The sequence below is a fragment of the Algoriphagus namhaensis genome (genome assembly GCF_042649705.1).
In the GTDB taxonomy this organism is placed as follows: Bacteria; Bacteroidota; Bacteroidia; order Cytophagales; family Cyclobacteriaceae; genus Algoriphagus; species Algoriphagus namhaensis.
In genome coordinates, this window is the sequence record NZ_JBHRZS010000007.1 from 358,466 (window position 1) to 379,381 (window position 20,916).

14 protein-coding genes are annotated in these 20,916 nt (G+C 43.7%); 7 read left to right on the forward strand and 7 right to left on the reverse strand.

Annotated elements, in window-relative coordinates:
* Positions 1-193 precede the first annotated feature (193 nt).
* Both purL and ACFOSV_RS09860 read right to left on the reverse strand, forming a co-directional pair.
* A complete protein-coding gene (purL, locus tag ACFOSV_RS09855) occupies positions 194-3,880 on the reverse strand; it encodes a phosphoribosylformylglycinamidine synthase (protein ID WP_377905840.1) in 3,687 nt (1,228 codons plus the stop codon).
* A gap of 75 nt (positions 3,881-3,955) precedes the next feature.
* A complete protein-coding gene (locus ACFOSV_RS09860; protein ID WP_377905841.1) occupies positions 3,956-4,756 on the reverse strand; it encodes an alpha/beta fold hydrolase in 801 nt (266 codons plus the stop codon).
* A gap of 226 nt (positions 4,757-4,982) precedes the next feature.
* Between ACFOSV_RS09860 and ACFOSV_RS09865 the strand changes: the two genes are divergently transcribed.
* From ACFOSV_RS09865 to ACFOSV_RS09885, 5 genes are all read left to right on the forward strand, one after another.
* Positions 4,983-5,600, forward strand: coding sequence for a TetR/AcrR family transcriptional regulator (locus ACFOSV_RS09865; RefSeq protein ID WP_377905842.1), 618 nt, complete (start codon positions 4,983-4,985; stop codon positions 5,598-5,600).
* Positions 5,597-6,958 (forward strand): TolC family protein, encoded by a 1,362-nt coding sequence (locus ACFOSV_RS09870; RefSeq protein ID WP_377905843.1) that lies wholly within the window; start codon positions 5,597-5,599, stop codon positions 6,956-6,958. Before ACFOSV_RS09865 ends, ACFOSV_RS09870 begins: the two co-directional genes overlap by 4 nt.
* Before the next feature lie 50 nt (positions 6,959-7,008).
* Positions 7,009-8,151: an efflux RND transporter periplasmic adaptor subunit gene (locus ACFOSV_RS09875; RefSeq protein WP_377905844.1), complete on the forward strand. Its 1,143-nt coding sequence runs from the start codon at positions 7,009-7,011 to the stop codon at positions 8,149-8,151.
* 2 nt (positions 8,152-8,153) lie between these two features.
* Positions 8,154-11,558, forward strand: a complete 3,405-nt coding sequence (locus ACFOSV_RS09880) for an efflux RND transporter permease subunit (protein WP_377905845.1) — start codon at positions 8,154-8,156, stop codon at positions 11,556-11,558.
* Positions 11,559-11,682: 124 nt separating this feature from the next.
* On the forward strand, positions 11,683-12,201 hold the full coding sequence (locus ACFOSV_RS09885; RefSeq protein WP_377905846.1) for a UpxY family transcription antiterminator: 519 nt from the start codon (positions 11,683-11,685) through the stop codon (positions 12,199-12,201).
* Positions 12,202-12,207: 6 nt separating this feature from the next.
* On the opposite strand, the gene ACFOSV_RS09890 is transcribed toward ACFOSV_RS09885, so the two are convergent.
* The 5 genes from ACFOSV_RS09890 to ligA form a co-directional block, all read right to left on the reverse strand.
* Positions 12,208-12,909, reverse strand: a complete 702-nt coding sequence (locus ACFOSV_RS09890; RefSeq protein WP_377905847.1) for a hypothetical protein — start codon at positions 12,907-12,909, stop codon at positions 12,208-12,210.
* Positions 12,910-13,020: 111 nt separating this feature from the next.
* The gene (gene xseB, locus ACFOSV_RS09895) at positions 13,021-13,209 is read right to left on the reverse strand and encodes an exodeoxyribonuclease VII small subunit (protein WP_377905848.1); all 189 of its coding nucleotides are present in this window, start codon (positions 13,207-13,209) and stop codon (positions 13,021-13,023) included.
* The gene (gene xseA, locus ACFOSV_RS09900) at positions 13,202-14,515 is read right to left on the reverse strand and encodes an exodeoxyribonuclease VII large subunit (RefSeq protein ID WP_377905849.1); all 1,314 of its coding nucleotides are present in this window, start codon (positions 14,513-14,515) and stop codon (positions 13,202-13,204) included. Before xseA ends, xseB begins: the two co-directional genes overlap by 8 nt.
* Positions 14,516-14,518: 3 nt before the next feature.
* Positions 14,519-15,370: a 4-hydroxy-tetrahydrodipicolinate synthase gene (gene dapA, locus ACFOSV_RS09905; RefSeq protein ID WP_377905850.1), complete on the reverse strand. Its 852-nt coding sequence runs from the start codon at positions 15,368-15,370 to the stop codon at positions 14,519-14,521.
* A gap of 153 nt (positions 15,371-15,523) precedes the next feature.
* Positions 15,524-17,977 (reverse strand): NAD-dependent DNA ligase LigA, encoded by a 2,454-nt coding sequence (gene ligA, locus ACFOSV_RS09910; RefSeq protein WP_377905851.1) that lies wholly within the window; start codon positions 17,975-17,977, stop codon positions 15,524-15,526.
* A gap of 134 nt (positions 17,978-18,111) precedes the next feature.
* Between ligA and ACFOSV_RS09915 the strand changes: the two genes are divergently transcribed.
* Both ACFOSV_RS09915 and metG read left to right on the forward strand, forming a co-directional pair.
* Positions 18,112-18,744: a TetR/AcrR family transcriptional regulator gene (locus tag ACFOSV_RS09915; protein WP_377905852.1), complete on the forward strand. Its 633-nt coding sequence runs from the start codon at positions 18,112-18,114 to the stop codon at positions 18,742-18,744.
* A gap of 79 nt (positions 18,745-18,823) precedes the next feature.
* Positions 18,824-20,884, forward strand: coding sequence for a methionine--tRNA ligase (gene metG / locus ACFOSV_RS09920; RefSeq protein ID WP_377905853.1), 2,061 nt, complete (start codon positions 18,824-18,826; stop codon positions 20,882-20,884).
* Positions 20,885-20,916 lie beyond the last annotated feature (32 nt).

Genomic DNA, 20,916 nt, shown 5'->3' on the forward strand with positions numbered 1-20,916 from the left:
GTCTATATCGCCTTTGTCCAGAGTCTTGTGGACTGGTGTTAATACCAAATTAAGAATTCCCTCCATTCCATCTTTGGGACTTTGAATATTTTATTGCAAAGAAAAGGATGGAGAAAAGCTATTTCACAAAAAAAAATCCCCTAGAGCGATCCAGGGGATTTTGTGTTTAGTATACATTTTCAGCTTTCTGAATTCAGCCTTCAGAATTCGTTTCCACCCAATTCTTCGCATTCACAAAAGCCTCCATCCAAGGAGTAAAATCGTCTTTTCGATCACTTGGCCAGTGTGCCCAATTCCAAGGCTTTAAGCTTCGCTCGATATGCGGCATCATAGCAAGATGTCTTCCGTCCTTTGAGGCGAGAGCTGCCGTCGCATAGTCCGATCCATTTGGATTGCCTGGGTAGCTTTCATAGCTGTAGCGCATGGCAAAGTGATAGTCCATAGGATTGGCTGGCAACTGAAATTTACCCTCTCCGTGTGCGACCCATACTCCGAGTCGCTGTCCGCTTAGCGAACCGAGCATCACAGATTGGTTTTCTGGGATAGTCACGTTCACAAAGGCTGACTCAAACTTTTGACTTGCATTGTGTAGCATTTTGGGCTGTACAGGATGCTCCGGATTGACTAGACCTAGCTCGATCATCAGCTGGCAGCCGTTACATACTCCAAGGCTAAGGGTGTCTGGACGTGCATAGAAGTTGTCCAAGGCTTGTTTTGCCTTAGGATTGTAAAGAAAGGCACCTGCCCAACCCTTTGCAGATCCCAAGACATCAGAATTGGAGAATCCACCCACAAATACGATCATTTGAACATCCTCTAGATTTTCTCTGCCCGAGATCAAATCGGTCATGTGTACGTCTTTCACTTCAAAGCCAGCTAGCCATAATGCATAGGCCATCTCACGGTCTCCATTCACCCCTTTTTCTCGGATTATTGCGGCTTTGGCTTTTCCTTTGTTGGCGCGGAAAGGATCGAGTCCAGCTTCTGCAAAACTACCTTTCCAGCCTTCGGCAAATTCATAGGAAAGAGGTTGCAGCTTGTAATTATCAAATCGATTTTTCGCTAAGTCCTCACCACTTTGCTTTCTGTCCAGCAAATAAGAAGACTTAAACCAAATGTCTCGTAGTTCGTCCACGTCGAGGCTGACAGCACTACCGAGCAATTCGATTTTGCCCGAATCAGTGACCGCTGCCAATTCCACATAGTCGATATTGGCCTCGGTAAGGAGTTCTTCCACCGCATGATCGGATGGCACTTGAAGTACGATTCCGGGGTTTTCCGCAAACAAAGCCTTGACCAAATCCTTTTCACCTATCCGGTCGAGATTTACGTCTAGCCCAATTCCTGGGGTAGGGAAGCACATTTCTAGCAATGTAGTAATCAAACCTCCCGAGGAGATGTCGTGTCCTGCCAGGATCCAAGTTTGATCGATCAGGTCTTGCACTGCGGTAAAGGCTTTGGCAAAATACCGTGCGTTTTTCACCGTCGGGGTCTCTTGCCCGATTTTATTGAGACTTTGGTAAAAGCTTGATCCCGCCAGCTTAAGCTCGTCTTTTGAAAAATCTATGTAGAGCAGTCGGCTTCCTAAATCAGGCGTAATCGCTGTTTTTACTGTTTTCTTGATATCACTACATTCACCCACGGTGGAGATAATCACCGTTCCTGGAGAATAGACTGTTTTTCCGTCAGGGTATTTCTGCGTCATGGAAAGTGAATCTTTTCCCGTAGGAATATTTACTCCCAGTTCTATCGCAAATCGAGAAACTTCCTCCACCGCACGATAGAGTCTATCGTTTTCTCCTGGATTTTTGGCGGGCCACATCCAGTTTGCAGAGAGAGAGATTCCAGCCATCCCGTCAGCGATAGGGGCGAAGATCAAATTGGTCAAGGCCTCGGCAATGGCCAATCTGCTGCCAGCTTCTGGGTCTGCCAAAGCAGCCACAGGTGCATGTCCAATGGAGGTAGCAATTCCTTTTTCTCCGGTAAAGTCCAAAGCCATGACGGCCACATCATTGAGTGGAAGTTGGATTTCACCCACGGTTTGCTGAGTGGCTACGCGTCCTGTTACAGATCGGTCCACTTTATTGGTGAGCCAATCTTTGCAGGCCACCGCTTCCAGCTGCAGCACCTCTTTGATATAGTCTTTTATTTGTTCGGGATCATAGCTGCCTTCAGCAAAATGGGCCTCGGAATGACTGTCTTCAAGTATAGTTTTTGGCGAGGAGCCAAACATGTAAGCGAGGTTCCAGTCTACGGGCTTTTCTCCTGTCTTCTGATTTTCAAACTTGAAGTGCATGTCCCCTGTTGTTTCTCCCACGACATAGAAAGGCGCACGCTCACGTTCCGAGATGGTCTTCAGGGTAGCGATGTCTTTTTTTCCTATGACTAGTCCCATTCGCTCCTGTGACTCATTTCCTACAATTTCCTTGGCGGATAGGGTAGGGTCTCCCACAGGGAGTTGATCTATGTGAATGGTACCACCAGTACTTTCTACAAGCTCAGAGAGGCAATTCAAATGGCCTCCTGCGCCATGATCGTGAATAGAAATGATCGGATTGTTTTCATCTTCGGCCATTGCACGAATCACATTCGCCACTCGCTTTTGCATCTCTGGATTGGATCGCTGAATGGCATTGAGTTCGATGGCATTGGAAAGCTCGCCCGTGTTCAAGGAAGAGACGGCAGATCCGCCCATTCCGATGCGATAGTTATCACCACCCATGATGACGATCTGATCACCTGCTTTTGGCTCGGATTTTTTTGTGTACTTGGCATTGGTAAAACCTACACCACCGGCGAGCATAATCACCTTGTCAAAACCATGCTGTTTCCCATCTTCCTCGTGCTCAAAAGTGAGCACAGATCCACAGATCAAAGGCTGACCAAATTTATTTCCGAAATCTGAAGCACCATTGGAGGCTTTGATCAAAATATCCATAGGAGTTTGATACAGCCAAGGTCTAGCGGGTAGATTTTTTTCCCAGCTCCGCCCTTCTTCCGTACGTGAATAGGAGGTCATGTATATGGCCGTTCCGGCCAAAGGAATAGAAGCCGTCCCCCCAGCCATTCTATCTCGGATTTCTCCTCCTCCACCAGTAGCGGCACCGTTGAATGGTTCTACTGTGGTAGGGAAGTTATGAGTTTCCGCTTTCAGCGAAATAACGGTATCAATATCTCGAGTCTCAAAGAAATCGGCCTTATCCTGCGTTTTGGGAGCGAATTGCTGGGCTTTTGGTCCATTGACAAAAGCCACGTTGTCCTTGTAAGCAGAGGCTATTCGATTCGGATTTGCCTTAGAGGTTTCTTTGATCAGTTGAAAAAGAGTTTGTGGTTTTTCTTCCCCATCGATGATAAAGGTTCCATTGAAGATTTTATGTCGACAATGCTCTGAGTTGACTTGGGAAAAACCAAATACTTCAGAATCTGTCAATGGTCGATCCAGTTGCTTCGCCACACCGATCAAATAGTCCACTTCCTCATCGCTTAGGGCCAGGCCTTCAGATTTGTTATAAGACGCGATGTCTTCGATCTGCTTGATGGGTTCTGGCTCCAAATGAATATCGAACAGATCCTGATCGAGTAGGGTATAGGCTTTCTGAAGCATGGGGTCGATCTGCTCACCTTCAGCCATGGGTGTGAATTCTTCGATTCGGATGATTCCATTGATTCCCATGTTGACCGTGATTTCCACGGCATTGGTCGACCATGGTGTGACCATTTCCTTGCGGGGGCCAGCGTAATTTCCAGTGACGGAAGATTTTTCTATTGGGCTTGCTTCGCCAAAAAGCCAGGTTAATTTTTCTTGATCCTCAGCGGTGATGGGATGTGAGGTTTGAACAGCAAAAATGCGTTTTTGGGGTGATTCAAAGAAGAAAATCATGCGTCTGATCTGGTAAGTTGCAAAGGTAAGGATTTGTCCTATGAGATGGAAATGAGGAGCTTTATTTTGCGCTGCTTAGGGCTGCTTTTTCAGGTCCTCGGCCACAGTCGCTTGGATAAGTTGCCCATGCCCCACGGGGAATAAGGTCAAGGTAGCATGAGGAAGTTTTTCCAGAAAGCGATTCATATTGGCTTTAGTGATCATGGCATCGTATTCACCAATGCAAATCCGGATCGGAGTTTTCGTTTTTCTAGCATTTTTAATGATTTGCCCAAGGTCCAATTGAATTCTCCCGAATACTTTCCAAACAAAAAAGATTTGCGCCCGTTTGGACCGTGTTTCCATTTGTGTGGTGATAAACTTATGAATGCTTTTCTCGACCATGCCAGCTTTTTGTAGGCCTTCAAAGATTCTGAATACTCTTTTGGGTTTAAAAATCAGCCTCTTAAATAAAGGTGAAATGAAGGTCGGATAATTGGCTGTGCTGTACCATTTGCCTGTCTTGATCCCATCAGGACCGATGAGGAGTAAGCTTTCCACTCGCTCGGGCATCAGCTCGAAAGTGAGAAGACTGATTTTTCCGCCCATACTGAATCCTATCAAATGGAATTTGCTGAAGGACTCTTGCTCCTGGAGTAGGGTGATGATTTTGACCCAGATAGTTCGAGTGAGTTCAACCTCAGGATTGTTCCAAACGCTACGTCCATGATAGAACATGTCTATGTAGATAAATGTATCGGCCTCGGAGCGGATTTTCCCGAATTCCAGCATATCCTCATGGCTTTGTCCAAAGCCATGAAAAAGTAGGGTTACGTTTTGACCTTGACCTTCTCGCTCATAAAAAAGTTTGCCCCAAGGGCTACTCAAAAAACTCATTCGAACAATTTTGATTTCATACAAAAGTAGAGAGTTTTAAAAATTTTTGAAAATCAGAATCCTGAGTGTCAGAATAATATTTTGCTATATATCTTCATTACACATACATATTTCTGTTTTACGTCATATTCTAATGTTACCTCAATATAAAATTTTTGAAAAAAACTGCGGAAACTTTGAACTCTTTAGTAGTTTCCATAGTTTTGCTCCCGAATATCGACAAGAGATGAGAGACAAAATTTTAGATCATGCGATTGAGCAATTCACACGTTTTGGCGTGCGAAGCGTTACGATGGATGATATTGCTAGGAATTTAGGTATTTCGAAGAAGACCATTTATCAAGATTTTACAGATAAAAAAGACTTGGTGAATTCGGCATTTCGAAAAATGCTTTCCCAAGATCATCAGCACCTTTCTGCTATGCTTGATGGGGAGGATGGAGTCATCGAAAACTTGCTCTATACTTCCCAAGCCATGCGCGAGCGCATGACGGATCTGAACCCGATGGTGATCATTGAAATCCAAAAATACTACCCAGAGACCTGGGGGATTTTTCAGGATTTCAAAGAAAATGTGATCCGCAGAGATATTTTCAACGTGCTGGAGAAAGGAAAGAAACTGGGCTATTTCAGACCGGAGATTGATAGCGATATCCTTTCCAGAATTCGGGTCAATCAAATAAACAGTGTGTTTGAATCTCAGGAGTTTAGAGATGGTACGATTAAGATAGTGGATGTGCAGCTAGAGATGATGGACCATTTCCTTCATGGGATATTTACTGAAAAAGGCCGAGAGGCTTACAAGTCGAAAAAAGAAAACAACCCAACTGACAGAGTACTATGAAAAACCTATTTGCCCTCCTATTGGTCTTGTTGAGCTTTGGGAGCTATGCACAATCACAACAGGAAGTTATCCCACTCACATTAAGTGAGAGTTTGCAATATGCGTTAGAGAATAATGTAAATGCAAAGAATGCCAGATTGGAAGTGTTGGTCGCAAAGGCTACAACTAAGGAAGAAACATCCAAAGGTCTTCCTCAGATCAATGGGTCTTTCAATATCAATTACAATCCTCAGATTCCTGTTGTTTTCCTTCCAAACGAACCTCCATTCGGCGATCCTAGTATCCCTGGCGATGTTATTCCGGCTAGATTTGGCGTGAGCTATCAGTCTGGGCTTGGAGTGACAGTCAGTCAGATGATCTTTGACGGGTCCTTCTTTGTAGGACTGAGAGCAGCAAAAACCTTTGCAGAATTGACTGAGTTTGACCAACTCAAAGTGGAAAACGATGTGATTGAAGCAGTGAAGAAAGCCTATTATGGGGTTTTGGTAAATGAGCGAAGAATCGAGCTTTCGGAGGCTAACCTTGCTCGTATAGATTCTTTGTTAGAAGAAACCAAAGCATTGAATGAGGCAGGTTTTACGGAAAAAATTGACGTGAGCAGAATTCAAGTCCAAAGAAATAACACTAGTACAGCACTCTCACGAGCAATAACTGCATATGAAATCAGTAAGCAATTGTTGAAAATCCAAATGGGTCTACCTAAGGAGTACGACATTCAAATCACGGAATCTTTGGCCGAATTAAACCCGGAAGAAGAACTGAATGAAATTCTTACGATGGAAGGGTTGCGCAGGGTAGAAGAGGATCAAGTGCAAAAAAGCCTTGAGTTGACCAATCTGGACCTCAAGTACAATCAATCACAGTACATGCCCACCTTGTTTTTCAATGGAAACTATCAGAGAAGTGGTGCAGGGAATTCCTTAAGCACCACCTTTGAGTCGATCAATTGGTTTGGTAGCTCCTTGTTAGGAGTGACATTGAATATCCCGATTTTCGATGGATTGGCCAAGAGTGCAAGGATCCAGAAAAACAGGGTTCAAATGCAGCAGTTGGAAAACCAGCGGTCTTTCCTTCAAGATAATATTGCATTGGAGATTTATCAGGCAAGACAGACTTTGGCAAATGACCTAGATATCCTTAAAGTCCAGCAAGATAATATGGCGCTTGCCCAAGAGGTATTTGATATAGCAAAAATAAAATATAACGAAGGCGTGGGGTCCAACATAGAAGTGGTGGATGCTGATGCAGCTTTGAAAGAAGCAGAGATCAATTTTCTCGCCGCCCTGTATGATGGATTGATCGCCAAGGTAGATTTAGAGAAAGCTTTGGGGATTTTAAAATCAAATTTGAATTTCTAACCAACAACCTAATCCGGAGGAATCATCTTCCGTTGTAGATCACAAACATTATGAAAAAGTCTTTAACTATTTTATCTGTACTCGCACTTTCTTGGGTTGTTTATTCCTGTGGAGGTGCTTCAGAAGAATCTCCTGCAGAGGCGAAAATTACACAGTTGAATGAATTGAAAAATCAGGTAAATGCGCTCAATACGCAAATTCAGGATTTGGAAAAAGAGATTGCTGCTATTGATCCAGAATTTGCGAAGGCAAATAAAAAGTCCATCCTCATTACCACTGCCAATGTAGAGCAGGGAAACTTTGAGCATTTCGTAGAGCTTACGGGATCTGTGCTTTCTAAAAAGAATGTCAGCATCAGCTCAGAAACAGCAGGGACAATCCTTGAGATCCCGGTGGTAGAAGGTATGCGAGTGGACAAAGGTCAAGTTTTGGCCAGAGTAGATTCGGAGTCGATCACTAGAAATATCGATGAGTTGAAGAATAATCTAGATCTCGCTACCACTTTATTTGAGAAGCAAGCGAGACTTTGGGAGCAAGAAATTGGTACAGAGATCCAGTATTTGGAAGCTAAAAACAGAAAAGAGGGCCTAGAGCGAAGCTTGGCTTCTCTAGAGACTCAACTCGCTAAAACCATCATCCGGGCGCCTTTCGCAGGGACGATAGAAACGGTCAATGTTCGGCTGGGTGAATTGGTGCAGCCAGGTATGGCTATGATCCAATTTGTGGGAGATAGTGACCTGTATATCGAGGCTGATGTGTCTGAGAGTTACATCGGGGTTTTAGACAAAGGCGACTCAGTAATGGTTTACTTCCCAAATCTTGATCGTCAGGTAGCCACCAAAGTTTCTTCTGTGGGAGCGATAATCAATCCAAATAACAGAACATTCAAAGTTGAGGTGTACTTGCCAAAAATCGAGAATGTAAAGCCTAATATGATTTCTGTTCTTAAAATCAAGGATTACGAAAACGTTAATGCTACGATTGTACCTAGTCATTTGATTTTGAGTGACAATCGTGGTGATTACGTCTTCGTGGTGGAGGACGACATGGCAAAGAAGAAATATGTGAAAAGAGGGCAGACCTTTGATTTAAAAACCGAGGTGCTTTCAGGCCTTACTCCAGGCCAGATTTTGGTAGACAAAGGTTTCAGAGAGGTAGGAGATAATTTTAATGTAAACATTGCACAGTTGTAATTATGGCTGAATCAACTAAATCAAAATCAACCAGAGAGTTTGGACTGTCCAGTTTGAGTGTGGACAATGCCACCTCTGTGGTGATTTTAACTTTAATTATTTCTGTTTTGGGTTTGGGTGCTTACCGCACCATGCCCAAAGAGAGTTTTCCTGAGATCGTCATCCCAACGATCTATGTGGGTACTCCCTATCCCGGCAACTCGCCGGTGGATATGGAAAACCTGATTACACGACCTATCGAAAAGGAGCTCAAGTCTTTGAATGATATCAAGGATATTAAGTCTACTTCGGTTCAGGATTTTTCTTCTGTGGTAATTGAGTTTAACCCGGGTATTGAGATCACAAAGGCGCTTCAAGACGTGAAGGACGCGGTGGATAAAGCGAAGAGCGAGTTGCCTTCTGATCTAGATCAGGATCCAAATGTGCTCGAGGTAAACACTTCTGATTTCCCAATTATGAACGTGAATATTTCGGGGGACTACTCGGAAGCTGAGCTCAAAAAGTTTGGAGAATATCTTGAAGATGAAATTGAAAAACTGAGTGAGATTTCTAGTGCTGACCTAGCGGGTACCGTGGAGCGAGAGATTCAGATTAATGCCAATCCTTACAAAATGGAGGCAGTAGGCGTGAGTTTTAATGATATCTCTCAGGCTATTCAAACTGAAAATGTGACCATTTCTGGAGGTAGCATCAAAGCAGGTGATTTCCAGCGTACTTTAAGAGTGGATGGGGAGTTTTCTGACCCGATGCAGCTCAACGATATCATTGTGAAGACAGATCAACAAAAGATCGTTTATCTCCGTGATGTGGCTGAGGTCAAAGACACCTACAAGGAGCGAGCTACTTATGCACGAAGCAAAAACTTGCCCGTGGTTACGATTAATGTGGTGAAACGTTCTGGTGAAAACCTATTGAACGCTGCGGATAAAATCAAAGAGCTGATCGACGAGACCAAGCTCAATCGATTCCCGCAGGACTTGGAAATCACCATCACCAATGACCAATCCAAGCAGACTAGACTTCAAGTAAGTGATTTGGAGAACTCCATCATTTTTGGTGTGATCCTCGTGGTCTTGGTCTTGATGTTTTTCTTAGGCTTTAGAAATGCATTATTCGTGGGTATTGCGATTCCGCTGTCCATGTTTATTTCTTTCTTGATTCTGAATTCCTTTGGAATCACCCTCAATCTAATGGTGCTATTCTCTTTGATTTTGGCACTGGGGATGTTGGTGGATAACGGGATCGTGGTTGTCGAGAATATCTATCGACTCATGTCAGAGGGCAAATCTGCAGTCCAAGCAGCAAAAGAGGGTGTAGGCGAGGTAGCCTGGCCTATCATCACATCTACGATGACCACTTTGGCGGCCTTCTTGCCCTTAGCATTTTGGGATGATACCATTGGGGAGTTTATGAAATTCCTTCCCATCACCCTGATTATCGTTTTGTCCTCGTCTTTATTCGTGGCTTTGGTGATCAACCCGGTATTGACCTCTCTTTACATGAAAGTAGAGGATATTACCAAGGTGAAGCCAAAGCAAAGAGGGATTATTGTTTCTGGTGTATTTCTGGTACTTTCTACTTTGTTTTACCTAGTGGGTTGGACTGCATTTGGGTCATTGATGGCTATTGCATGCGTTCTGACCTTGTTCAACCTCTTTGTACTCCGAAGTGCAATTAGATGGTTTCAAACCATCTTTCTGGTGAGGTTGGAGAATATGTATGAAGGTATTCTTACTTATGCTTTAGCAGGTAGAAAACCGATTGTATTTTTTACCGGAACCTTCGTGATGTTGATTGCCACTTTGATGATTTTCTTCGTGAGATCTCCAAAGGTTCTTTTCTTTCCAGATAATCAGCCACAGCTCATCAATGTCTTTGTGGAGTTTCCAATTGGAACAGACATCGAGGCTACCAATGACTTTGTGGATATCATGGAAGATGAAGTGATGGCGGAGTTAAGTGAATATCAAAATATCATTGAGTCCGTGATTACCCAAGTAGGGGAGGGCACGGGTGATCCTACTGAGGGTCCATCCAATGAAGCAACTCCTCACAAGGCTAAAATTACTATCGGTTTTGTGGACTATATCGACAGACAGGGTATCAATACCAACCTAGCCATGGAGAAGATTCGGACTTTGGCTGAAACTTATCCCGGAGTATTGATTACTGTGGATAAGCAGCGAAATGGCCCTCCAGTAGGAAAGGCGGTAAACCTTGAATTTGTTGGAGAAGATTACGAGCAGTTGATTGCATTTGTAAATCAGACACGTGAGTATATCGAGCAGCAAAACATTCCGGGTATTGAAGAATTGAAGACTGACCTTTCATTGGGAAATCCAGAATTGATACTCAATGTGGATCGAGATAAGGCCCGAAGATTTGGACTTTCTACTTCTACTATCGCCACGGATTTGCGAACCTCACTTTTTGGTCTCGAAGTATCCAAATACAAAGAGGGAGAGGACGATTATCCGATCCAGCTGAGATTGGATGAGGATTATCGATATGACATCAATGCTTTAGTCAATAAAAAAATTGGCTTTAGAGATAAATTTGGCACCAAGCGAGAAGTTCCAATTTCGGCAGTAGCTAACATTGAATACGGATCTACTTATGGCTCTGTCAAAAGAAAAGATCTAGAAAAAGCGGTTACGGTATATTCTAATGTTTTGGATGGGTATAACCCAACTGAGGTGAATCAGACCATTCAGTCTCTATTGTCTAGCTATCCTGTTCCTGATGGGATTTCATTGAAATTTACTGGAGAACAAGAGGAGCAGGCCAAGTCAATGCAGTTTTTGGTGAGGGCGCTTTTGATTGCAGTTTCTTTGATTTTCTTGATCATCGTGGCTCAGTTCAACTCTGTGACCACTCCATTTATAATTATGGCTTCTGTAATTTTGAGTACTATAGGGGTATTCCTAGGCTTGACCATATTCAATATGGAGTTTGTGGTGATTATGACTGGAATCGGGATCATTTCCCTTGCAGGTGTGGTAGTGAATAATGCAATTGTTTTGATTGACTACACCAATCTTGTCCGAATTAGAAAGCGTGAGGAGTTGGGGATAGCAGATAATGATACACTTTCTTATGAAGATTTGATGGCTAGTATCATTGAGTCTGGAAAGACAAGACTACGTCCTGTGCTCTTGACGGCTATTACTACAGTACTTGGATTGATCCCGCTGGCGATCGGTATGAATATTAATTTTGGAAGTTTGTTGTCTTCTTTTGACCCTCAGTTTTACATCGGAGGAGATAACGCAGATTTTTGGGGCCCAATGGCATGGACTGTCATTTTTGGGTTAACCTTTGCGACCTTCCTTACGTTAGTGATCGTACCAGTTATGTATTTGCTAGCGGATCGAATGAATATGAAAATTCGTAAGCTGAAAGCTTAACTGAATTAAGGTTGGTGGTTTTTTTTATTAACCTCCGGGACATTGTTCCGGAGGTTTTTATTTGTCTCAAACTTCAATTTGAAGGGTTTATTCCATAATTTCGATGTCCCAAATATATCAAAAGATGGAAGAACAAAAATGGTACGTGATGTATACCACATCGCGCTCAGAGAAGAAGGTGGCTGATCGACTGGAGGAAAGAGGCTGGGAAGTTTATTTACCTATCGTGGAGGAACTTCGGCAGTGGTCAGACCGAAAGAAGAAGGTGAAGAAGGCTCTCTTTAATGGGTACGTTTTTGTGAAGACTAGGAGAAATCAACTCTGGGAATGTCTTCAAGTACCGGGCGCCGTCAAATTTGTGCATTTTTCTGGACAGCACGCCACGATGCGGGATGAAGATATAGAAGTGATCAAAAGAGTAGTATCCACCGGGGTAGATGTGGAAACTGATGGGACGGAGATCGAGCCAGGAGAACAAGTAAAAGTGATTGCTGGTCCCCTTCAGCACATGACTGGGGAGTGTATAGAAAAAGGAAATAAGGACTACTTCGTCATTCGAATCCCAGGGATTTATCAAAATATGCTGATAAATGTCCCTAGAAAATACCTAGAAGTACTGCCTGCTAAGAAGCAAGTGAGCTGATTATCGCTATCTGGTTTTTGGGATAAAATATCTGCGGTAAACGATCTGGGCTTGGAAAAGATGGTCTCCAAACCTATTGAAACCAATATTTCCGTCTAGATTATCTGTAAAAGTAAAGAGCATGGTGCCCTCGCCTGCAATGTCAGAATAAGGTCCTATTTTGAGGCTTAAGCCAGCACGAACTGGTACAAAACCCGTTGTGATGTTATTGCTCGTGGGTCGCTCTTCTTCACTAAAAGATTTTTTCTGATCCGTTTGGGTGTACATGATTCCCAAACCGGCTCCACCGTAAAAATTGACTTTGCTTCTGTAGATGTGATTATCGAAGGAAACTAAGTTAAATGTGGGCATCACATCAAAATAGATGGATGAGCCCTTGGCAGTGAAAGAGGATCCGGTAGCAAACCAAGCATCGCGGATTTGAGTAGATGGATTTCCTCCGTTTTCGATCCATTGAACCCCCAAAGTAGCTCGAAGGTCGATTACAGAGGTCATTTTCTTGATCAAGGATGCCGATATGGAGGGTTTTATCGCAAAGTTTAAAGCCCGATATTGACCACCATTATCCAAATAGGCAAAAGAAGGTCCCACCCCAAACGAAATAATATGATCTCGTGAAACACGCTCCTTGTAAAAATTCTGTCCGAAAGACGGTAATGCACCAAGGAACAAAAAGCCAAGCGTTAATATGAGGAGGAGTTTTTTCATCTTTTGAGCCAGAATGTGGCCTATGCAGTGGTGCGAGAAAATCGCAATAAATATGCCAGCAAAGGTAAGTTTCTTTTTTCTAAAACTCGATTACTGCCTGTTTATTGTATTTCAGCTTTCCTCAAATGCTTTTTGAATTTCATCTTCTGTAGTTTTGAGTTTGTCCTTGCAAAACTTAACGAGGCCTGAGGCTTCTTTCACCATACTGGAAAGTTCGTCCACACCTTTTTTGCCTTCTTCCAGCTCAGATAAGATCTCTTCTAGTCGAGCCAAAGCTTCCGAATAACTTCTTTCAGCCATGATTTTCAATGCTTTTAATGATACTCTTAATTTTATTTTTTGAAGTATAGGTGTCCAGTTCTTGACCTACTTCAAGTGGCAGGTTGTCTACCGGGACCCCATTGATTTCTGTTCGTGAATAGCCTCGCTTCAAAATAGATCTGGGATCCAGCTGGGATAGACTTTTTTTGATCTGTGTGAGTTGGAGTGCGGACCTCTGCTGAAGTCCAAGAGCACTTTTCTGCAGATTTTTTTCGAGGTGTGTCAAAGTGCTTTTTTGGGACTCAAGATTTGACCGCATGGTTGATTTTAGCCGCTTTTCTAAGCTTTGCAATTTATCCGTGGAGCTAGAATTTAGTCTTAAACCAAGTGATTTTAAGCGCTGAAACTGACCCTCCAAAAGTGTTTGCTCTTGTCGCAACTGACCCTGAATCATTCTCTCGAGCCGCGTCCATTGTATTCTCAGATTATCTTCAAATTCGCGGAAACTACTCAGAATAAATTCTGCAACAGCCGTGGGCGTCTTCAGTCGTGTATGGGCCACCAAATCTGCAATAGTCTCATCCCGTTCATGACCAATCCCCGTCAGTACCGGGAGTGAAAAAGTAGCGATTTCGCGAGCTAGATCATATTGATCAAAACAATCCAAATCTAATTGTGCACCACCACCTCGAATAATCACTACCGCCTCAATGCCCAAACTATTTTTCTGAGCTCCAATGCGCTTAAGAGCTTCAGTGATGCTAGCACTGGCGTCATTACCCTGCATAGCAGCCGGATAGAGCTTATGATATATTTTAAATCCTGATGAATTGCGATCAATCTGCTGCACGAAATCTCCATAGCCAGCTGCGGTTGGGCTGGAAATGATGGCGATTTTCTGCAAAACTTCTGGTAGAGTCTGGCTTGCGTTCAAAGTGAGCAGGCCCTCTTGGGTAAGTCGATCAATAGTTTCCTGCCGTAATCTAGCTCGCTCCCCAAGAGAAAAAGAGGGGTCGATATCTTTGACATTGGCACTTAGGCCATAAAGTGGATGAAAGCTTACTGCCACCTGAGCCAACACTTTCATTCCTGTTTTCAGATGAGTACCCGTAGCGGATTGAAATCGTTCAGCTATTTCACGGTAAGCAAAAGACCAGAGATTTCCGCGGATTTTTGCTAGAACGGTATTCCCTGCCTTTTCTACTAATTCAAAGTAAGCATGCCCCGCACCAGCTACTCGAAAATCAGTCAATTCTCCCACCACCCAGTAGGTCGGCTCGAGTTGGGTTTCGAGTGCCGATTTGATGAGTTGATTTAACTCAGATATGCTGATGGAGGAATGCAAGATTTAGGCGAGAGCTTTGATTTTTTGATCGAGACCTTCACTGGCACGGAGCATAGGTGAGCGGACCTGATCCCCACAAATCCCTAGATGCTTCAACAGATTTTTAATACCTACGGGATTCCCTTCCTGATACATTAGCGCATTGAGATCCACCAGATCAAAACTTGCTTCCTTTTGCTCTTCAGCATTTCCATGCGTTAATTTCTTAAAGGTTTGTGGTAAGGCATTGGCCAAAACAGAAATAATTCCTGCTCCACCTATGCTTTGCAATGCCACAGTCATTACATCATCTCCTGAGATCAGCAGAAAGTTCTCCGGCTTTTTTGCGGCAATTTTCAAGCATTGCTCCCAATTTCCGCTGGCTTCTTTGATTCCAAAGATATTTGGATGATTAGCCAAGGCAAGGGTGGTGTCCGCCTCCATGTTTGACATGGTTCTTCCAGGAATATTGTACAATAAAACTGGAACCGGAGCTGCATCTGCGATCGCTGTGAAGTGCTGAATTATCCCTTGCTGTGTGGGTTTGTTGTAATATGGACTTACGGAAAGGATAGCAGAAATGCCCTCAAAATTTGTGGATTCAATTTCACTCAGAACTGCTGCAGTGCTATTGCCACCAAGTCCAAGCATCACAGGAACTCGCCCAGCACAGAATTCCACGCTTTTTCGAATGACTTCTTTTTTTTCGGCTGAGGTCATAACTGGAGCTTCACCTGTGGTGCCAAGCACTACCAGATAATCCACACCACCCTCAATGGTATGGTTGATCAGTTTCTCTAATCCATCAAAGTCAATGGAAAAATCCTTATGAAAGGGAGTGACCAATGCCACACCAGTACCTCTAAATTTATTCATTTCAATTATTTTCAGTTCGAAAGATAAGCCTTCGAATTCATTCTAAAATCTCTTCTATTCACAACAAACAAGTAGGATTAATCCCTGTTTGGTAAACTTCTATTTCTTTAAATTCTCAGAAAGGAATTTGGTTCAAATTTATCGTAGAAATCCTCAGGACTCGATCATTTTTAGAAAATCAGCTTCCGAAACCAAAGGAACGTTCAATTTTAGCGCTTTTTCTTTTTTGCTTGGGCCCATATCTGCCCCTTCAATGATGAAATCCAGATTTTTGGAGACTGAACTAATGTACTGGCCTCCATGTGCCTCAACAAATTCCTTGATTCCATCACGTGAGAAATTCTCTAGCTTTCCACTTGCAAGTATTCGTTTGCCTGCGAGTTGATTTCCGAGCTTTTCATTTTCTTCTCCGCTCATTTCGAAGTTCAAACCATGAGCCCGCAGTTCTTCCAAAATTCTCAAGTTGTCAGCATCTGCAAAGAACTCCTCTAAGCTTTGAATGAGAGTTTCGCCCACTCCGTTGATCTCGAGTAACTGCTCCTTGCTAGCCTTTTTCAAGTCTTCTAGATTTCCGAAATGCTTTGCTAAAAGCTTTGCTGTATTTTCTCCAATATTTCGGATTCCGATGGCGAAAAGCACTTTGTCAAAAGGCTGAGCCTTTGAGGCTTCGATCCCCTCCAGCATATTTTTGATTACTCCCTCTTGGAAAGTGTTGGCTTTCAGTTTTTTGATTTTTTCCCTAAGCTCCTCGCTGAGAGGAAGGTCCAGCTCGAGCATGATTCCGTGGACTGTTCCTTTTACTTTACTGAGTGAGATCAGCTGATCCAAGGCAGCGCGTCGACCGAGTAAGAGATCTAGAATCAGAGCTACAGGCACAAAATCTTCCAACTTCGGAAATTCCGGATGGCTTTGAAGATGGGAGATCAAATAATCAATCATCCCTGTATTGCTCGGGACTTTCTTTTTCCAGACCCGGATTGCCTGCTTGAATTCCAGCAATTTAGCATTTAGGGGAACATCTGCTTTCGCTTGAAGGAAGTCATTGATCTGCTTGAGCGAAATCTGATCCGTCAGGGCAAATAGGGCTTTTTCTAAACTAATATAAAGCAATCCTTCACCTTCTTTTTCGTATTGATCCTGAGACATTTCAAGCCCCAAAAGATCTGATTTTTTATCCTGAAGGGTGTACAAGTCTGCATAGCTTCGGATGAATTTCCGCTCTAGCAAAGCCCGAATACGCTCGGTACCCATGGAGTCAATATCCATAGCCCGCTTGCTAACGAAATGCTCTATTCTTCCTAAAACCTGTGGGGGGCAAGCTTTTGCATTCGGGCAAAAGTGTTTGGCTTCGCCTTCCTTACGGATCAATTCAGTCTGACACTCCGGACAATGCGTGATGTAGGAAATCGGTCGGGCATTGGCTTGCCTAGACTTAAGCTCCACACCTGTGATTTTTGGAATGATTTCTCCACCCTTTTCCACATGTACAAAATCACCTGTGTGAAGATCGAGCCGCTCGATTTCATTGGCGTTGTGAAGCGAAGCTCGCTTGACGGTGGTGCCAGCTAAGGAAACAGGAGCGAGATTGGCCACTGGGGTGATAGCTCCAGTTCTCCCGACTTGATAGCTAACTGATAGAAGTTGAGTCACGGCACTTTCGGCCTGATATTTATAAGCGATAGCCCAGCGTGGGTTTTTGGCAGTGAAGCCCAACTCCTCGCGCTGATCGTAGCTGTTTACCTTCAGTACTACTCCATCAGTCTCAAGTGGAAGATCAAAACGTTTTTGATCCCATTCTTCGATATACGTGATGACTTCGTCTATGCTCGAGACTTTTCGATAAGTCTGGGACACATTAAATCCCCATTTTTCAATCAATGAAATGGCCTGATCATGGGTTTCTACGCCAAGATCATTGCCGAGCAATTGGTAGAAATAGCAGTTTAGTCGCCGCTTTGCTACCACCGAACTATCTTGCATTTTGAGAGTCCCGGAGGCAGTATTTCTTGGGTTAGCGAGCAAAGCTTCACCTGCAGCAGCTTTTTCAGCATTGATTTTTTCAAATTCAGAAACTGGTAGAAAAATCTCTCCACGGACTTCAAACTTCGTAGGAATATTTTCTCCCTTTACCTTCAAAGGAATATTTCGAATAGTTTTGACGTTTTCGGTGACATTGTCTCCCTTAAATCCATCCCCACGTGTGACTGCACGGATCAATTCTCCATTTTCATAGACCAAGGATATTGCGACTCCGTCAAATTTCAATTCACAAAAGTATTCGTAATCCGAGCTTCCGAGGCCTTTCTCCACACGCTCGTCAAAAGCCTTGAGATCTTCAACGCTATAGGTGTTTCCCAGTGAAAGCATGCGCGTTTCATGCGCCACAGTTTCAAATTCCTTGGTAATCGTACCACCCACACGTTGCGAAGGGCTATCAGGCTGAAGAAGATCGGGATAGGCTGTTTCTAGAGCGATGAGCTCATTTAGAAGTTGATCGAACTGAAAATCCGAAATTTCAGTTTTACTTTCCTGGTAATACAGGTGATTATGGTGGTTGATTTCTTTGCTCAACTCAGCAATCCGAATTTCGGCTTCTTGTTTTGTCATGAGGAATAAACTTGGGCGGTAAAAATACAATTTGAGCCAGCAAGGAACAATTAATCAAACACTCAAATTTCCGCTCCTGCAGGATTAGATTCCATACCCTGTGATTTCCTATATTTGAATTGAAGATTTCATCTATGGTCAATAAAAATAGTATCGAAACCAAGGTTTTGTCCCAAGCATATGAGCTCTTCTTGAGCAAAGGGTATAGACATACCACTATGGATGATTTGGCTTTGGCACTTGGGATGAGCAAAAAAACGCTCTACAAGTACTATCCCGGAAAACTCGAGCTTTTAGCTGCTTCCTTCGAAATGCTCAAAACCAAGCTTTCTTCGAAAGTAGAAGCCATTTCGGATAATAAATACATCCCATTTCCTCTTAAGTTGAAATCTACGCTGACTACCATTGCAACGTATTTGGCGCCGATCAATCCTGAGCTTTTTGAGGATCTTCGAGAAGTGGCTCCGGAGGTGTGGGAAGGACTCAGTGAATACATTAACGAGTCTGCTTACGTTCGTTTTCATCAATTGATTCTTCAAGGAGTGGATCAGGGCTTTGTCAATCCCCAGCTGAATATTAGCCTAGTGGTCATGCTTTATGCCTCGGCGGTGCAGTCTTTGATTGATCCAAAATTCAGGTCTCAATTCCCTCAGCTAATCCAGGATGGAATGAACCTTTCAACGGCTGAAGTCTATGATCAGGCGGTTTCCATTATTTATAAGGGGATCTTGACGGATGAGGCCCGTGAGGAATTTATGAATGGCTAACCAAGCCTTTGGCTGAAATTTCTATCTTTGCAAGCGAATTTAAGACCCTCACTCGCCGCAGCAGGCGATACATTTTCCTATGAGTACAAAAAATTTTAAGCGGTATACCGTAACATCGGCTTTGCCCTATGCCAATGGTCCTTTGCACATCGGGCATTTGGCTGGTTGCTATATTCCTTCGGATATCTACGTTCGGTATTTGCGAAGCAAAAAAAGAGACGTGGCCTATATCTGTGGGTCCGACGAGCACGGAGTAGCCATCACGATCAAAGCCAGAAAAGAAGGTAAAACACCTCAGGAAATCGTGGATCGCTATCATGAGATGATGAAGGCGAGCTTTCAGGAGTTTGGGATCAGCTTTGACGAATACTCAAGGACCTCTGCGCAAATCCACCATGAGACAGCTCAGGAGCTTTTCAAGGATTTGTATGACAAAGGGGAATTTCTAGAGCAGACCACGGAGCAATACTTTGATGAGGAAGCAGGACAGTTTTTGGCGGATCGATATATCGAGGGCACTTGTCCACGATGTGGTTTTGAGGGTGCTTACGGAGATCAGTGCGAACGATGCGGAAGCTCACTCAGTCCCACTGAGCTGATCAACCCCAAGTCAAAATTGAGCTGGTCCACCCCAGTTTTAAAGGAAACCAAACATTGGTTTTTGGACCTCGCACGCTATGCGGATTTTTTGAAAAAATACATTCTCGAAGAGCATCAGGAGGATTGGAAAAATAACGTGCTTGGACAGTGTAGATCTTGGCTAGAGGCGGGAGATGGACTTCAGGCTAGATCCATGACTCGGGATATGGGCTGGGGAATCCCCGTGCCGGTCGAGGGAGCAGAAGGTAAAGTGCTGTATGTATGGTTTGATGCACCGATCGGTTATATTTCCGCCACCAAAGAATGGGCTTCTCGTACTGGAAAAAACTGGGAAAGCTACTGGAAAGATGAGGATACCAAGCTGGTGCATTTCATCGGCAAGGATAATATTGTGTTTCACTGTATTATTTTCCCTGCCATCCTAAAGACTCACGGGGAGTTTATTCTCCCGGACAATGTACCGGCCAACGAATTTTTGAATCTAGAAGGGGACAAAATCTCAACCTCCAGAAACTGGGCCGTTTGGTTGCACGAATATTTGGAGGAGTTTCCGGGCAAGCAGGATGTTCTGCGCTATGTGCTTACGGCTAATGCGCCTGAGACGAAAGACAATGATTTCACTTGGAAGGATTTTCAATCCAGAAATAATTCTGAGCTAGTGGCCGTATTCGGTAATTTTATCAATCGTGCCGTTGTGCTGACTCATAAGTATTTTGATGGAGTGATTCCAGGCAAAGGAGAGCTTGTAGGAGTTGATGAGGAGGTATTGGCCGAGCTTCAGGCCTTCCCTGAAAAAATTGCTAGTTCCATCGAGCGATACCGATTTAGAGAAGCATTGGGCTTGATGATGGATTTAGCGAGGTTAGGAAATAAATATTTGGCAGATACTGAGCCTTGGAAGACGATCAAAACAGATCGAGAGCGTACGGGCACCATCTTGAATATTGCTTTGAATATCGCTGGAAGCCTAGCCATTGTAGCAGAACCATTTTTGCCATTCACAGCCCAAAAGCTCGTGGATCTTTTTGGGATGCAGGAGATAGACTGGGAAAATGCGGGAGATGCAGATTTACTGAAGAATGGGGTGGCTCTAGGTCAGATGGGCTTATTATTTGAAAAAATCGAAGACGAAGTAGTAGACAAACAAGTACAAAAACTCATGGATGCGAAAAAAGAAAATGAAGCGGCCAATGCACCAGCTGCGCCGACGAAAGAGATCATTACCTACGACGATTTTGCTAAGCTGGATATGCGTGTGGTGACCGTGCTAGAGGCTGAGAAAATGCCGAAATCCAAGAAGCTGATCAAGTTAAAGGTGGATACTGGTTTAGGTCATCGAACCGTCTTGAGTGGTGTGGCGGAGCATTTCGAGCCAGAGTTCCTGATCGGCAAGCAAGTAACCATGCTGATCAATCTGGCTCCTCGTAAGATGATGGGCATCGACTCCGAAGGCATGATCCTGATGGCTGAAGATAAGGATGGAAAGCTTAAGCTGTTGACGCCACATGAGGCGACATCAAGTGGTTCAACGATTTCGTAGAATGATCGTCACTGCGAGCAAAGCTTGGTAGT